The organism is Spongiibacter sp. UBA1325 (assembly GCF_002306875.1).
GTDB classification, from domain to species: Bacteria; Pseudomonadota; Gammaproteobacteria; order Pseudomonadales; family Spongiibacteraceae; genus Spongiibacter; species Spongiibacter marinus.
The window spans coordinates 106534-121162 of sequence record NZ_DBTD01000005.1 but is presented as its reverse complement, the minus strand read 5'-3'; the positions used below and the strand labels follow the sequence as shown (position 1 = coordinate 121162).

13 protein-coding genes are annotated in these 14629 nt (G+C 56.8%); 6 read left to right on the top strand and 7 right to left on the bottom strand.

What is annotated here, in order from left to right:
* Positions 1 to 375: 375 nt before the first annotated feature.
* Entirely contained in the window at positions 376 to 2055 is a 1680-nt protein-coding gene (locus tag B3K78_RS05665; protein WP_286694659.1) for an alpha/beta fold hydrolase, read from the top strand.
* Between the two features lie 115 nt (positions 2056 to 2170).
* On the opposite strand, the gene B3K78_RS05660 is transcribed toward B3K78_RS05665, so the two are convergent.
* Both B3K78_RS05660 and B3K78_RS05655 read right to left on the bottom strand, forming a co-directional pair.
* A complete protein-coding gene (locus tag B3K78_RS05660) occupies positions 2171 to 3073 on the bottom strand; it encodes an NAD-dependent epimerase/dehydratase family protein (RefSeq protein WP_286694658.1) in 903 nt (300 codons plus the stop codon).
* A 35-nt stretch (positions 3074 to 3108) separates the two neighbouring features.
* Positions 3109 to 3519, bottom strand: coding sequence for a nuclear transport factor 2 family protein (locus B3K78_RS05655; protein ID WP_286694657.1), 411 nt, complete (start codon positions 3517 to 3519; stop codon positions 3109 to 3111).
* A 100-nt stretch (positions 3520 to 3619) separates the two neighbouring features.
* Here B3K78_RS05655 and B3K78_RS05650 point away from each other — a divergent pair, with 100 nt between their 5' ends.
* The gene (locus B3K78_RS05650) at positions 3620 to 4477 is read left to right on the top strand and encodes a LysR family transcriptional regulator (protein ID WP_286694656.1); all 858 of its coding nucleotides are present in this window, start codon (positions 3620 to 3622) and stop codon (positions 4475 to 4477) included.
* A 148-nt stretch (positions 4478 to 4625) separates the two neighbouring features.
* Complete coding sequence (locus B3K78_RS05645; RefSeq protein ID WP_286694655.1) at positions 4626 to 5090, top strand: YiiD C-terminal domain-containing protein; 465 nt, start codon at positions 4626 to 4628, stop codon at positions 5088 to 5090.
* Positions 5091 to 5116: 26 nt separating this feature from the next.
* Here the strand turns inward: B3K78_RS05645 and B3K78_RS05640 are convergent, their stop codons facing one another.
* The 4 genes from B3K78_RS05640 to B3K78_RS05625 form a co-directional block, all read right to left on the bottom strand.
* A complete protein-coding gene (locus B3K78_RS05640; RefSeq protein ID WP_286694654.1) occupies positions 5117 to 5419 on the bottom strand; it encodes a hypothetical protein in 303 nt (100 codons plus the stop codon).
* A 171-nt stretch (positions 5420 to 5590) separates the two neighbouring features.
* The gene (locus tag B3K78_RS05635) at positions 5591 to 5887 is read right to left on the bottom strand and encodes a ComEA family DNA-binding protein (RefSeq protein WP_286694653.1); all 297 of its coding nucleotides are present in this window, start codon (positions 5885 to 5887) and stop codon (positions 5591 to 5593) included.
* A 113-nt stretch (positions 5888 to 6000) separates the two neighbouring features.
* Positions 6001 to 7896 carry an N-acyl-D-amino-acid deacylase family protein gene (locus B3K78_RS05630; RefSeq protein ID WP_286694652.1) on the bottom strand — a complete coding sequence of 632 codons (1896 nt, stop codon included), beginning with the start codon at positions 7894 to 7896 and terminating at the stop codon, positions 6001 to 6003.
* A 21-nt stretch (positions 7897 to 7917) separates the two neighbouring features.
* The gene (locus tag B3K78_RS05625) at positions 7918 to 8508 is read right to left on the bottom strand and encodes a TetR/AcrR family transcriptional regulator (protein ID WP_286694651.1); all 591 of its coding nucleotides are present in this window, start codon (positions 8506 to 8508) and stop codon (positions 7918 to 7920) included.
* Between the two features lie 119 nt (positions 8509 to 8627).
* Between B3K78_RS05625 and B3K78_RS05620 the strand changes: the two genes are divergently transcribed.
* From B3K78_RS05620 to B3K78_RS05610, 3 genes are all read left to right on the top strand, one after another.
* Entirely contained in the window at positions 8628 to 9545 is a 918-nt protein-coding gene (locus B3K78_RS05620; protein ID WP_286694650.1) for an alpha/beta fold hydrolase, read from the top strand.
* A 186-nt stretch (positions 9546 to 9731) separates the two neighbouring features.
* The gene (locus tag B3K78_RS05615; RefSeq protein WP_286694649.1) at positions 9732 to 10952 is read left to right on the top strand and encodes an argininosuccinate synthase; all 1221 of its coding nucleotides are present in this window, start codon (positions 9732 to 9734) and stop codon (positions 10950 to 10952) included.
* A gap of 123 nt (positions 10953 to 11075) precedes the next feature.
* Positions 11076 to 14018: a choice-of-anchor I family protein gene (locus B3K78_RS05610; RefSeq protein ID WP_286694648.1), complete on the top strand. Its 2943-nt coding sequence runs from the start codon at positions 11076 to 11078 to the stop codon at positions 14016 to 14018.
* A gap of 71 nt (positions 14019 to 14089) precedes the next feature.
* On the opposite strand, the gene B3K78_RS05605 is transcribed toward B3K78_RS05610, so the two are convergent.
* Positions 14090 to 14629, bottom strand: a complete 540-nt coding sequence (locus B3K78_RS05605; RefSeq protein WP_204996277.1) for a response regulator transcription factor — start codon at positions 14627 to 14629, stop codon at positions 14090 to 14092.

The following is a 14629-nucleotide window of genomic DNA, read 5'->3' as shown; positions in this document are numbered from 1 at the left end:
GCGGTGCCGCCGATACTGTACGTGGATTCGGGACCATTGCTTCCATTACTGTTCCCTCCGCCGCAAGCAGTGAGTAAGGTGATCGGCAGGATCGTGGCCAGGGTAATAGAAAGGTGCCGCACGGTTGTATCTCCCTTTTGGAAAAAATGCTGTAATCTTCACCGGCCTAAGCGGGTGTTTCGGGCGTCGGCGTACTGTACTAACCGGCCTGGAAAGGCGCATATCCCATCTGGTATAAGCGATAAAAAATTATTGCGATGGTGGGGTGAATTCCGATCGGATACACCGGTTTTGGAATGAATATTGTGGCAGCGAGGCCGGCGGTCGGGGTCTGAAGTGGAGTAGTGAATGTACAGGGAGAGTCGGATTGCGCACGTGAATCCCCCGAGCTTGGAGCAGCTCAAGTCGCTAGTATTGTCTGTGATTCAGGGTGAGCAAGACTACCAGGCGCTGCTTAACTTGCTGGAACCGGTAACGCTCGGTGGCAAGGGGCTGGAAAGTGACACCGCGTTGGCGCTGGCGTTACTGCTGGATGAGGTCGAGCAGCAGGCTGAATTGAACGATCAGCTTCATACACTGTTGAAGGACCAAGGTGCACCGGCGCTGGTGTTGACCGAAGAGGGGACAGTGGTTGCGCAAAACCCGGCAATGGCGGCGATGTTTGCCACTCGCAAAGGTGATGGCATTGCAAGCCTTGGGGTAACGGCAAAATGCTTCGCTGACTTTCAACAGCGCATTTTTGAATATGAGGGGCCTACGCTACTGCGCACGTTTCCACCGCTGACGACTCGCGAGGGCAACGACAATCCTCCCCCCGTGATCTTTATTGGCCTGTATAACAACGAGCATCAGATATTTTTACTGCGCGCCATCGAATGCCAGTGGCCGAATTCTATTGATCGAGCGTTAGAAGAGATCTTTAAGCTGACCGATGCTGAGCGCGATATTTTGGCGTGTTTAGCGCAGGGCATGAACAGTGAACAGATCAGCCTAAAGCGTGACCGAGCCATCGGTACCGTGCGTCAACAAATTAAGAGTTTACTCGGGAAAATGGGCGCGTCGTCGCAGCTGCAGGCGGTTGCGTTGGCGTCGGCAATTGGCAGTCAGAACTTTGCGGATCAAGCGTCTTCCGGTGCGCCTCAGGCTGCGCTAAGTGGCCGCCCCCTCGAACTCGGCGAACTGCGGCGCGGGGCTCGCCGGGTGGGCTGGCGGCGTTACGGTGTAAAGGGCGGAAAGCCTGTTTTGCTGCTCCACGGGGTCTATTTCGGGGCGGGGGAATACGCCCAGGAGCGGGAGTGGGCGGCTCGCTGTGGCCTTGATGTTATTGTGCCGGAGAGGCCCGGCTACGGCCGAACCCAGCTGCCGGCGAAAGGCGCTGATATGCTCGCTGTACAGGTTGATGATTGCCTGGCGGTGCTCGCTGCCTTAGATATTCCCGTTGCCTATCTGCTCAGCCACGATGGTGGTTTCCCCTTTGCCTTGAAGCTTGCAAAGGAGCATCCCGGCCGTGTCAGCGGCATTTTTGCCGTTTCCCCTAGCGCGCCGTTTAAGGATAGCGCTTCGCTGGATTATCTTCCCCGTCAGCACCGGATGTTTATGTGGGCGGCTTCCCATGCATTTTGGGCGGTGCGGCTGCTGATACGTTTGGGAATGGTTCAAATGCGTAACCTTGGTCCGGAGCACTGGATGGAGGCGGTGTTTGAGGACCTGTCTTATGACCTGGAGGTGATGAGAGAGCCCGCCTTCAGACAGGGCATGCTTGCCGCGTATGGCTACCATATGAATCAGGGGGGGAAGGGGTATGAATTTGACCTTGAGCTATCGATGGCGATTGATTGGGGGCCGCTTGCAGGTGATGTGCAGGTGCCCATATTGGGGCTAGTGGGTGGGCGCAATCCGATCAGCCCCCCGGACTTTGTGCGCGGCTTGCAAAAATTTAATTCCGCCATCGAGTTGCGGGAAATTCCCGAGGCTGGGCAAACGCTTTGTCTCACTCATGCTGAGCAGTGTTGGCGTCTGCTGGCAGAGCTTGCAGGGTGTGTCGAAAAGCGCTGATTGCCTGTCGCCACGGATCGTCATCAGCCCAGTATTGTGGGGTAGCGGGGTAGCCGGGGGTAGCAACGAGGCAGGCCGCCAGCCTCGCTGGCCGACGGCCTGTTGCGTAAAGCGATCACTTCCCGCCGTAGGCGTTTATCAGCGTGTTGATCGTCGCTTTGATCTGATGGCGGTCGTAGCCCAGTTCGTCAACGGCTTCCGGCTCATAGCTAACCGTCGCACCGGCGCCGGCAAACATAATCACATTTGGCAGAAGCGGGTGGTCGTCCTCCCGGACCTCGAGCGTTTGCGGGTTGCCTGCTGCGTCGAACCAGAGTTCGAGGTATTCCTTCCAGCTGTAATTCTCATCGCCCAGCAAATAGGCCCGGCCTGATTCGCCGTGATCCAATGCTGCCAGCGTCGCCTGGGCTACCGAGTGAGAGCTAATGTGGTTTGTGCCGCCCTTGGGGGCAAACACCGGTAGCTCTAAGGCGCCGCTGGCGTAGGCCACCAGCGCGCCAATATGGGGGATATCCAGTCCCGGTATGTGCCCCATAACAAAGGGTAAATTCAGGCTGCATACGGTGAAGTTGTCGCTGCTCATTGCGCGCACCGCCTCATCGGTATTGCTGCGCGACGTCACATAGGGACACTCGCCAATACGATGCGCCGCCACCTGAGGGTAGAAGGTGCCAATGTATACGGCGCGGCGCACACCGGCCTCGCGAGCAGCGGCAAAAAAACGCGGTACCGCGTTGTCGTTCACTTCCCGGTAGAAGTCGTCCGGCGTGACGCTGCCATCCATCGGCAGTTGTCGGATATCAGCTGCGGCTGCGAAGACTATGGCATCAAAGCCTTTTAGGCGACCGTCGCCCATGTCGTCGTTGACATAGTCTCCCTGCAAAAAAGGCAGGGCCGTCAGAGCCGGCGCTGTTGGCTTGTTGCGCGCCATAATAGTCACGTTGTGACCGTGTGATTTCAGGTAGAGGGCCGCGTCGCCGCCAATCAAGCCGGAGCCACCGACAACAAGTACGTTCATAGTTATGCTCTCGTTATTGTGCGTGTAAATGGAATTTAGCTATTGAGCGGGTGATCGCTGGTCCACACCACGGTCACGTCCCGGCGGGCGTAGCGGTAAGCCCCTTCGGCGTAGACCACCTGTTCCTGGTAGCGAATCCCCATATCCAGTTTTCGTCCCTGACCGGCCTTTTCGTAGATATGGGAGGCAATGCAGTAGGTTTCGCCTTCGTAGCAGTCGCCTTGCCACTCGCCCAGCTGATTGCCAACCAAATGAAAGGTCGCACTATAGTTATCGGCGAGTAGATTCAGCATGCCGACAAAGGCATCGGCACTCTCACAAAGCCACTCTGGGCCGCGCTGGGTAAAGTCGTCGACGAGTAGCTCGCGCATGGCGTCGAACGTTCGGTTGTCGACAATCTGCGCATAGCGAAGCGCCAGGGCCTGGGCATCTTGCACGCTGTGCATACATCAACCTCCAGAATTGATGGAATCGCTACAGTCTACGAAAGACTGCGCTGTTATAGTTAGTTCAATGAAATAACAATTATTGTGAGAAAATGTACAAATGGACTGGGATGATATTCGCTACTTCACGGTGCTCGCGCGCAGCGGCTCGCTCAGTAGTGCGGCGCGCAAACTGGGTGTGACCCATGTCACCGTGGCTCGCCGTATCGACCGTTTGGAAACGCGGCGCAAGGTAAAGCTCTTTGACCGCCGCCAGAGTGGCTACCGCCTGACTATTGCCGGCGAACGCCTGATGAACGACGCCGAAGCGGTGGAAGAGCGCTGTATTAATTTCGAGCGGAAAATGCGCGGCCAGTCCGATGTGCTGGCAGGACCCTTAACGCTGTCGATTCCCGAGACCACATTGATCGACCTGTCGGCGCCGTTAGCTGATTTTATGCGGCGATACCCGGATATCGAGCTCACCGTGTTTGCCACCTCGGCGCAACATAACCTGAACCAGTCTCAGGCAGATATCCTTATCCGCATCACCGACCACCCGCCGGAGTTGTTGGTAGGGCGAAAACTGACGGATATTTCCCTGTTTGCCTATGGCACAAGGGGGTATCTGGAGAGCATCGACGGTGAGTTGAATAAGGCCTCTTGGGGTATTTGGCAGGCGGCCTTTGACAGCAATCACGGCGATCGCTACTTCCGCAATATGGTCGACGACCCGCAAATCACCTTGCGCACCAATAGCAACAGTCAGTTGGTGGCAATGGTTCGGCAGGGTGTTGTGCTCGGCTTAATGACGGCGCCCATCGCCAGGCGCTACCCGGAGCTTTTGCCCGTTTGCGATGATCCATTGGTGACCACCGAGCTGTGGTTGCTAACTCATACTGATCTGCGAGACTCACGCCGTGTGCGTTGTTTTATGGACTTTATCTCGGAAACTGCCCTGCGCCCTTGGATACGTTGAATGCCTTTGCCCCGCCCAAAAGCCAGCGCGCAAGCGGCAGGCGCGACGCTATCGCGCCATTAATAAATCGGTTAGTGTGCGTTGCTTTGTGCGGCTGAAGCGGAAATACACGCCTCTGCCGTTTTTTACAGACAGTAAGGTAGACGATATGAAGTTGTCCCCGCGGCTATTTAAATTGATGCTTAATTGTTATCCGCCCTACATCGGCGCGGGTGTAAAGGTGGACCACGTCAGTCAGGATTGGCAGCAGTTGCAGGTCTCTATGCCTTTGCGCTGGTATAACCGCAACGCGGTGGGTACGCATTTTGGCGGCAGCCTGTATTCGATGGTTGACCCCCACATTATGCTGCTGCTCATGCAGATTTTCGGCAAAGACTATTTGATATGGGATAAATCTGCAGATATCGAATTTATCAAACCGGGGCAGTCCAAAGTCACGGCGGTGATGACCATTTCAGATGAAGATATCCAGAATATTCGCGATAACACTGCAAACGGCGACAAGTACTTTGCCCATTTCACCGTCGACATTGTTGATGCCTCCGAGCAACTTGTGTCGCGGGTGCGCAAGGTGATTTACATCAGAAAAAAGCCGCAGGCTCGCGCTAAGTAAAGCCTGAATAGGGCCGCAGCCCTGTTTTAGGGGCTTTCCGTATCCAACGCTAACTCCACCCAGCCCTTGATGGCCTCGATGTACACAAAACTCGCATTCAATGCGCTGACCTCGCGCACATCGCCGTGGCGGGGTGGGTCGTAGCTTTCCAGGCCTTCCAGGGCGAGGCTGCTGGCCATGCTGGGTTTGCTGGTGAGGGCAGCGGGGGTGGTGTCGAGGTGAAGTTCCTGCGCGCTCCATATTTCGCCCTGCCGCTCAACGGGCTTGTTGGCATGTTGGTCGGCGAGAACGAATACGGCGGCCGTGCCAGCCATTTTTTTGTAGTGCATGGTGCTACCCATTGGAGTCAATCAAAAACTAACACTACGGGGCCGCAGCCGAGGCTGCGCTGACCTGGATCAAGCGCTTTTCACAAACTGGCTCTGATCAGTTGGTGAGGTGGACGGCTTTGCAGAGGGGAGGGGAGCAGGGCACTGGCAGCGCTGCCAGTGCCAACGGCCTTACTTGCTTGCGGTGGTGTTTCGCGCCTCCAGCTCAATGATTGCGAGGTTATCCTTCAGCACTTTTTTGCCAACACCGGGCACGTCCAGCAGGGCTTCGCGGTCTTGGAATGGGCCGTGTTTTTCCCGGTAACGCACAATGGCTTGCGCGCGTTTTGGGCCCACGCCCTTTAGCTCCGTGAGTTCGGCAGCGGTGGCTGTGTTGATATTCAGTGCGCTGGCTGGGGCCGAAAAGGTCAGCGCCAGTACAAAGAACATACTGATAAGTGTAGCGAGTTGCGGCAGTGAATAGCTCATCATCCAAATCCTTTTTGTTGATGAAATAGAGGTGTGCGGTCCATGCACAATTTGAGTGTAGCACAGCATCTTAGGCGCGCTTGCCCGGTGCTAACATGCTGTGCCAGAAGGGCTTAATGCGCCCGGCGACGCAGTAGCCGGCCAAACTTTTGCTTGCCCAGCTGCGGCGAAAACTGCTGGTCGCGCCATGCACTTTGGCCGCCAATAAACACCTGTGTTACCACGCCGTCGGAGCGATTGACCAATTGCTCGTGCCGGAATTCCTCGCGGTAGCGCCGCTCTACATTGGCTTGGCCCTCGTAATTGGCAAGTTGCTTTGGGTCAACCAAAATCAGGTCGGCGGTATCGCCAACATCAATGCTGCCACCGTCGACGCCGAATACGTCGGCGGCATCGCAGGTCAGGCGTTTCACCATGTAGCTCACGTCCTTGTCGCCGCCTTCGGCCGCCAGCTTTAAACAGCGCAGGTTTACATCGTAAAAGGCCATGTTGGTGAGGTGGGCGCCGCTGTCGTTAAAACCGGGCAACAGAAGCGGGTTCATAATCAGCTCGCGGACCTTTTGCGGGTCTCTATTCGCGGTGATCGTGCTCCACGATAGCGCGGTGTCAAAGCTGCGCAGCAATTGCAGCATAAAGTCGGCTTCGTCGTTGATTGCGGTGAAGTCGCGTTCGACGAGCTGCCGCTCTTCTTCGCCGAGGTCTTGCGGTGGCCGCTGCTGCAATATTGCCAGTACGCGCTCATACACGGTTTGCAGGTCTTTGCCCTGCCAGTTTTCGATGGGGCAGCGCTCGACGGTCATATCGGCAAGGGTGCGATTGAAGGCATAGTCTTCGAGCTTGAGTTTGCGCTTCAGGCGCGCCAACCCCCAGCCCTGTTTACCGCTCATCCACATGCGCTTAAAGGCGCGAATATAGTCCGGGTCATTGAGGATGGCGAGGCGCGCAGCGCGGTCTTCTAAGTCGGTTTCATTGAGCGCGCGAAGTTCGGGGATTTCCTCTGATAGTGGCGTAATGACGCCGTCGGCCCAGGTTTTGAACGCGGCGCCGAGGGCCTGCATATGGAAGTTGCCTTTCAGCCAGCGGCTGTTGAGCATTCGAGCCAAAAACAGGGCCAGGCGAACGATCTTCTTGTTGTTGGCGATATCCAGTGCGGCGACCACGGTGGTGGTGAGAGGGCGGCCGTGTAAGCGGCCGCTGGTGAGCAGAAACGTTTTCAGTGTGCCTAGAGCACTGTCTTTAGGCGGTGTTGCCTGCCAGATGCCGCCGGCGTCACGCACCACTTGGGTGAGCGCTTTTAGCTCGCCATATTTGGCAAATTGTGTGGGGATGGTTTTGTGGCAGTTGGGTTGGTTCGCCAGATAGTGAAAGGGCAGGGCGTCGGTGGAAAGGCCGACGTAGCCGTCGGCGAGCGCGCCTTTCAGTGTACGTTGCATGGCACTGAGCTCGGCCTGGCTGGGGTCGCGACTAATGCTGTCATTAAAGCCCATCGCATCAATGCGCAGCATGGAGTGGGGCAGCAGGGTGACCACATTCGGGCCGAGTGCGAGGCCATCGAGATGGTTCAGGTATTCGGCCGGTGTCTGCCAGGAGACTTTCTCGGCGCAGTCTCGCAGTACGCCCTTGGGAATATTCTCGACGCGGGCATAGCAGTCAACGATGGGGTCGGCGCCGTTTTCGCGTTGCGCGCCGAAAGCCAGCCCCAGGCTGCAGTTGGCGATCACCACTGTGGTAGTGCCGTGGCGGGTGGACTCGGGCAGTCCCGGTGCGACCTCCAATTCCAGGTCATAGTGGGTGTGAATATCAAAGAGGCCGGGCATGGCCCACAGGCCCTTGGCGTCGATGACTTCGGTGTTTGGCCCGGGTTCAAGTGCGGGGCCGCGGGCGACAATGCGGCCGTTGCCGATGGCAATGTCTTCGATAACCGGGTCATGGCCGCGGTTAAACACCTTGGTCTGTTTAATCAGGGTATCTATGTCGGTCGGGGCGATGCTGCTGTGTTGGTTTGTCATTATTGTTATTCCCGTTTTGGTTTAGCTTGGGTGGTGTAAATAGCTGGCGAGCATTCGGGCTGCCTGCTGAATAACCGCGTCTTTGTCCTGTTTTGTTTCGCTGTGAAATACATGGCGATGAACCACGCCTTCGGCCATCGCAAAGAGGTTGTAGGCCACGAGGTCAGCATTGGGCAGCTTGAGCGCGTGGACAAACTGCACCACGTGCTGCTGCAGTTTGGCTTCGCCGCGGTTGAGAATGTCGGCGAGCGTGCCGTCAACGTTGCGGCGGTGTTCGAAGATCTGGTGGAGCTCGGGCTTTTGTTCGTGGAAGTCGTAGATAAAACGCAGGCTGTTTTCCAGGCGCGCCTCGATGTCTGTCGTGGGCGGGCTGCTCTGGTGATCATCGAGGGCGTGCTCGAGCTCGAAAAACCACTGCTCCGCCAGCGTATGAAGCATGTCGTCTTTGTTGTCGAAATACTGATAGAAGGTTCCCGTCGCAACCTCGGCATGCTCAGCAACAATTTTTGCCGTACAACCCTCGTAACCCAGTTTGGCAAAGCAGCGCTCAGCGGCGCTAATCAGTGCATTGCGTTTGGCGAGTGCGCGCTGTTGTGTGGGCAGGGCTTTCATGAGTGTTAGTGAGCCTTGTGTCGTTGTGGTGGCTAAAGTCAGTTCAGTATAAATTGAACTAGACGTCAAGTTCGGATTTAGCTACGGTGATTGCAACAACAATAAAAAGGGGCGAAATAATGGCTGCCGCTAACGATAAAACACTGTGGAATGAGGCCAACAAACAGCTTTGGCGAGAACAAGGGCGGATGCTGACAGTGCTGGGCCACCGTCTGTTCGTGCGCGATGACGGCGCGGCAGATCAACCGACAATACTTCTGATTCACGGCTTTCCCACATCCAGTTGGGACTGGCAGGGTTTATGGGAAGGGCTGCGCCCGGACTACCGCCTGATCACTTTGGATATGCTCGGGTTTGGCTTTTCGGATAAGCCCAAGCGCCGCGACTACAGTATCCATTTGCAGGCTGATCTGGTGGAGGCCGTGCTCAGCGAGCTGGGCGTGCAGCGCTATCACGTGCTGGCCCACGATTACGGTGACACCGTCGCGCAGGAGCTACTAGCCCGTCAGCAGGAGGGCGGCGGCGTCGGGCAGTGGTTGTCAGGCTGTTTTTTAAACGGTGGCTTATTCCCGGAAACCCATCGCGCCTTGTTAACGCAGAAATTATTGCTGTCGCCGATCGGGCCGCTGCTGAATCGCCTGTCGGGCTTTGCCCAATTTCGCAAGAATTTCAGCCGGGTATTCGGCCCGGATACTCAGCCCAGCGACACGGAGTTAAACGCCTTTTGGTCGTTGATCAACGAAAATGATGGCAAGCATATCTTCCATAACCTGATCACCTATATGCGAGACCGAAAGCAACACCGGCAGCGTTGGCTGGAGCCATTGCAGCGCGCGGAGCTGCCGCTGGCGCTGATTAATGGCTCGGTTGATCCGGTTTCCGGCGACCACATGGTGCAGCGCTACCAGCAGCTTGAGTGCCGCCTGGACTTTCTTGCGCGCCTGCCGCGCATCGGCCACTACCCGCAGGTGGAAGCCCCCAATGAGGTGCTGACGGCGTACAAAAACTTCCTGGCCACGGCGTCTGCGGAAGACTAGCGCCAATATAAGACGGCGCGGCTTTCGCTAAATTTCGGTTCACGGCGCTGAGGCGGGGGCATTTATTGCGATGATTCCTGCCCCAGCGGGCCTGCGGCATGGCACCAGCGGCCAAAGAGCGTTAAAATGGCGGCCTTTTTCCCACCCTGCGGCCCAGGTGCCTGCAGGCGTTTTTCGGAGTGTGTTATGTCGGATATCAACAAGGTGGTACTGGCCTATTCTGGCGGCCTGGACACCTCGGTCATTGTTAGATGGCTTCAGGAAACCTATGACTGCGAAGTGGTGACCTTTACTGCTGACATCGGTCAGGGCGAAGAGGTTGAGCCAGCCCGCGCCAAGGCTGAGGCGCTGGGTGTGAAAGAAATCTACATCGATGATCTGCGCGAAGAATACGTGCGCGACTTTGTGTTTCCGATGTTCCGCGCCAATGCCATTTATGAAGGCGAGTACCTGCTGGGCACCTCCATTGCCCGCCCGCTGATCGCCAAGCGCCTGATCGAGATCGCTAATGAAACCGGCGCCGATGCCATTTCGCACGGTGCGACAGGTAAGGGCAATGACCAGGTACGCTTCGAGCTGGGCGCGTACTCACTGAAGCCGGGTATTCAGGTGATTGCTCCTTGGCGCGAGTGGGATCTGACCTCTCGTGAAACGCTGATGGCCTACTGCGAGACCCACAACATCCCAGTGGATTTCTCCAGCAAAAAGAAGAAGTCACCCTATTCTATGGATGCCAACCTGCTGCATATCTCCTATGAAGGCGGCAAGCTGGAAGACCCTTACTGGGAGCCTGAAGAAGACATGTGGCGCTGGAGCGTTAGCCCAGAGGCGGCGCCCGACACGCCAACCTATATCGAGATCGGCTACCAAAACGGCGACCCGGTTACGCTGAACGGCGAAGCCCTGAGCCCTGCGACCATGCTTGAGACCTTGAACAAGCTTGGCGGCGCCAACGGTATTGGTCGTCTGGACTTGGTTGAAAACCGCTACGTGGGTATGAAGTCGCGCGGCTGTTACGAAACACCGGGTGGCACGATCATGCTCAAGGCCCACCGCGCTATCGAATCAATCACGCTGGACCGCGAAGCGGCCCACCTGAAAGATGAGCTGATGCCGCGCTACGCCAAGCTGGTATACAACGGTTACTGGTTTAGCCCCGAGCGCCGGATGCTGCAAACGGCCATTGATGAGTCGCAGGGCTTTGTGAATGGCACCGTGCGTCTGAAACTCTACAAAGGCAATGTGGTCGTAGTAGGTCGCAAGTCAGACAACTCCTTGTTCGACGAAGCGATTGCCACCTTTGAAGATGATGCCGGCGCCTATGATCAAAAAGACGCCGAAGGCTTTATCAAGCTCAATGCACTGCGCTTGCGCATCGCGGCGAACAAAGGCCGCTCGCAACTGTAAGGCAGGGCGAGGATGAGTAAGGGGGCTGCGCAGGCCCCCTTTTGCTGTGCGTGGCAGTGACTTAACAACAATAGTAATGAATAAATGGCGCTGCGGCGCCTTCCTCTGATTTAAGGCGTATTGATGATGGGATCCACCAAGGCTTTTGCAAAAACTCTATCGGTGCTTGCCGCTGCCGCACTCGGCCTGGCTGCCTGTAGTGGCGACAGTAGCTCCAGCAGCCGCAGCTTGTCCTATGAACTCAATTCGCGACAGTTTTTTGTTGAGGAGTCACTCGGCAGCGTGCAATTCCAAGGTGGCGCCAGCTTGGATCTCAGCCTGTCTATTGGCAGTAGCGCATTTCGCTCGACCGATGAGGGGAATAATTTTTTCTACACCTTAAGCGATCGCGGTCCGACCTTTGACTGTTCGGAGAGCCAGGCAATTATCGGTGTAGCGAATTTGTGTGGCGGAAATGCGGGTACGGTTTTCGCTCTGCCACAGTTTGCGCCGCAAATTCAAAAGTGGAAACTCAGCGGTGTGGGCACCAAGCTCAGCATTGAAAAGCTTGAGACCATTCGTATTTCCACGCAAAACGGTTCGGATGTAAACGGCCTGCCCAATGAGGGCTCAGGCGAAGTGGGTTACGACCCCAATGGCAATGAGCTGGGCACCAGCGCCAATGGCTTCGACCCCGAGGCGCTGGTGCGCCTGAATAATGGCCGCTTCTGGGTGGCCGATGAATACGGCCCCAGCCTGGTGTTGTTGGAAAGTGACGGCCGCATTGTGCGCCGCGAAGTTCCTCAGGGGCGTGGCGTCGACTACGTTGCTGCCGGGTACACCGTGAGTGAAGGCTTCCTGCCCGGTATTCTTGCTCGTCGCCAAGTCGACCGCGGGATTTCAGCCTTGGCCGTGACGCCAGACAACGAATTCTTATACTTTGTGATGGAAGCGCCGCTGGCTAACCCCAGCGTGGCAGCGGTAGCCGATTCGCGCGTGGTGCGTATCGTTAAACTGGCGTTGAATGACGACGGCAGCATTGCCAGTGTTGATGGTGAATACCTGTATCGCCTGGATACGCCCTCGCAGTTTGCGACCAAACACGATGGTAAAGGCGCGCTGGACAATGGTGAGTTTGTCAGCCAAAACGAGGTGCGCGTAACCGAAGCGGCCGCCGTGGATGTGGATAGCCTGGTGGTGGTTGAGCAGGCTCGCGACGTGAGTAAGTACTACCGAATCAACCTCGCCAATGCGACCAGTATTCTGGGCAGTCAGTGGGACCAGGAGAGCACCTCGCCCAGCCTGGAAGAGCAGTTCCTGGTTAGCGACGCGCCCTTTGTCGTGAAGCAATTGGGCTTTGACAGTTTGAGCATGCCGCTGCCGGCGGGTATTGATGCGCTCGGCGAAAATATTGAAGGTCTGGCACTACTCAGCTCGGCGTTTGTCGCCGTGGTGTCGGATAACCGCTATGGCGTGTATGACCAAAGCAGTGCTGGCGCGCGCAGCCGTATCAGCATTCTGCCGCTGGGTAGCTTCATTATCAGCAGCACGCCGCCCTATCGTCCAAGCCTGGATTATGCCGAGTCGGCCAGCTATCAACGTGCCGATGCCCAACCCGATACTGGCGCGGCAGAGATTGTTGCCGTGGATACCACCAATGACCAGCTGTTTGTGGTCAATGCCCAGCTTGGCATTGTCGAAGTGTTAGATATTGAAACGCCACTGCAGCCTACGCTGTTAGGGCAGCTCGATATTGCGGCGGCGGCCACCGATAGCGGTGTGACCCTCGGTGCAATCAATAGCGTGGCTGTGGGCACACAACACGTTGCCGTTGCTATTGAAAACAGCGACCGTCAGCAAAACGGTATTGCCGCACTATACAACCTTGAAGACCTCACCCTCGCGGCTACGTTCGAGGTGGGTGCCGGGCCGGATATGCTGACCTTTGACCTGCTGGCGCAGCGCTTGCTGGTTGCCAATGAAGGCGAGCCCAATGATGACTACAGCATTGACCCCGAAGGCAGCGTAACCCTCATTGACCTGACTGACGGCGTTGATGCCGCGGAAGTCACACAGATCGGTTTCAGCGAATTTAATGCGGGCGGTGCGCGCGCCAGCGAATTGCCCGCGGGTGTACGGGTGTTCGGGCCGGGTGCCAGCGTCGCCCAGGATTTGGAGCCGGAGTACATAGGCGTTGCGCTGAACAACAGCAAAGCCTTCGTCAGCTTGCAGGAAAACAACGCCGTAGCGGTGATCGATTTCGATAGCAAATCCGTCAGCGAGATTTTCGCGCTGGGCACCAAAGACTTTGGTGTGAAGGGCAATGAGCTGGATGTTAACGATGACGGCAGCATTAATTTTGGGCTGTGGCCGGGCGTGGTGGGTATGTACCAGCCGGATGCGATCGCGGCCTATCAGTTTGCAGGTAAGAATTTCTTTGTTACCGCCAACGAAGGTGATGCCCGCGATTACAGCGGTTTTTCCGAGGAGCTGCGCGCCAGTGACCTCGATGGTGTGAGTGGCCCGGATATCGACCCGGCAAACCCCAGTGCCAATGCAGCCGCTGACGACAACCAACTTGGCCGCTTGAAGGTGAGCGGCGAGGCGGGTAACGCCGATGCTGACAACGACATTGAAGAAATCAGTGCCTTCGGTGCTCGGTCCTTTGCGATCTGGGATGAAGAGGGCAACTTAGTCTTCGACTCCGGCGCGGATTTGCTGCGCGTGACCCACGCTTTGCTGGGCAATAATGCCAACGACCGCGACACCCGCAGCGACGACAAAGGCGCCGAGCCGGAAGGCTTGACGCTGATCGCCAGCCTGGGACGTGTCTATGCCTTTATTGGTTTGGAGCGTACCGGCGGCATTGCGGTGTACGACGTGACCTCGCCCTACGGCGTGCAGTTTGTACAGTATGTGAACAATCGCAATTTTGCGGCTGACCTGCAAAACGAAACGGGCGATGTGGGTCCAGAAGGGCTGACCGGCTTCCTGAAAGAGGGCGTGGGTTACATTGTTGTCGGCAACGAGGTGAGCGGCAATGTACGCATCTTCGAACTCGATGCCGGAAACAGCGTTAGCGATTAATTCTGAGCCCTGCGGGGCCTTGCATCTCTGCCCTGGGTGTTGCCCGGGGCTGCTGACTTATATAGCCGTTTTTAAGACTTAACTGGCCGCTTCTGTAGTTTTCGCTGCAAGGTGCGTCGGTGCATCCCCAGCTGCCGTGCCGTGGCAGAAATATTGCCATCGTTATCCTTCAGAGCCTGTTGAATATGCTCCCAGGTCATGCGCTCCAGCGACGGTGCGTTACTGGGGGGAAGTGCTTGCCCCGGCTCAGGCTTTGAGCTCTCCTCCAGCGCGGCGAGAATCGCGGCGGTGCCAGCGGGCTTCTGCAGATAATTATCTGCACCCAGTTTTATGGCATCCACTGCGGTCGCGATGCTGGAATAGCCGGTCAGCATCAGCATGCGTATGTCGGGGAAGCGGTTGCGCAAATAGGGAATAATGTTCAGGCCCGACTCCTGGTCAATTTTCAGGTCCACCACCGCATAATTCGGAACGTACTGCTGACAGCATTCGCGGGCCTCATCGAGATTATTCGCCAGCTTTACCTCATAGCCCTTGCGCGTTAGCGAACGTTGCAAGGCGGTGCAAAAGGCGTCGTCATCATCAATGACTAAAAAGCGTTTAGCGGTCAT

Excerpts from the sequence above, each read along its gene's own strand:
- B3K78_RS05610 (WP_286694648.1), top strand. The coding sequence starts at position 11,076 with ATGATGGGATCCACCAAGGCTTTTGCAAAAACTCTATCGGTGCTTGCC.
- B3K78_RS05640 (WP_286694654.1), bottom strand. The coding sequence starts at position 5,419 with ATGCACTACAAAAAAATGGCTGGCACGGCCGCCGTATTCGTTCTCGCC.
- B3K78_RS05660 (WP_286694658.1), bottom strand. The coding sequence starts at position 3,073 with ATGAACGTACTTGTTGTCGGTGGCTCCGGCTTGATTGGCGGCGACGCG.
- B3K78_RS05625 (WP_286694651.1), bottom strand. The coding sequence starts at position 8,508 with ATGAAAGCCCTGCCCACACAACAGCGCGCACTCGCCAAACGCAATGCA.
- B3K78_RS05655 (WP_286694657.1), bottom strand. The coding sequence starts at position 3,519 with ATGCACAGCGTGCAAGATGCCCAGGCCCTGGCGCTTCGCTATGCGCAG.
- B3K78_RS05615 (WP_286694649.1), top strand. The coding sequence starts at position 9,732 with ATGTCGGATATCAACAAGGTGGTACTGGCCTATTCTGGCGGCCTGGAC.
- B3K78_RS05650 (WP_286694656.1), top strand. The coding sequence starts at position 3,620 with ATGGACTGGGATGATATTCGCTACTTCACGGTGCTCGCGCGCAGCGGC.
- B3K78_RS05620 (WP_286694650.1), top strand. The coding sequence starts at position 8,628 with ATGGCTGCCGCTAACGATAAAACACTGTGGAATGAGGCCAACAAACAG.
- B3K78_RS05645 (WP_286694655.1), top strand. The coding sequence starts at position 4,626 with ATGAAGTTGTCCCCGCGGCTATTTAAATTGATGCTTAATTGTTATCCG.
- B3K78_RS05635 (WP_286694653.1), bottom strand. The coding sequence starts at position 5,887 with ATGAGCTATTCACTGCCGCAACTCGCTACACTTATCAGTATGTTCTTT.
- B3K78_RS05630 (WP_286694652.1), bottom strand. The coding sequence starts at position 7,896 with ATGACAAACCAACACAGCAGCATCGCCCCGACCGACATAGATACCCTG.
- B3K78_RS05605 (WP_204996277.1), bottom strand. The coding sequence starts at position 14,629 with ATGACCGCTAAACGCTTTTTAGTCATTGATGATGACGACGCCTTTTGC.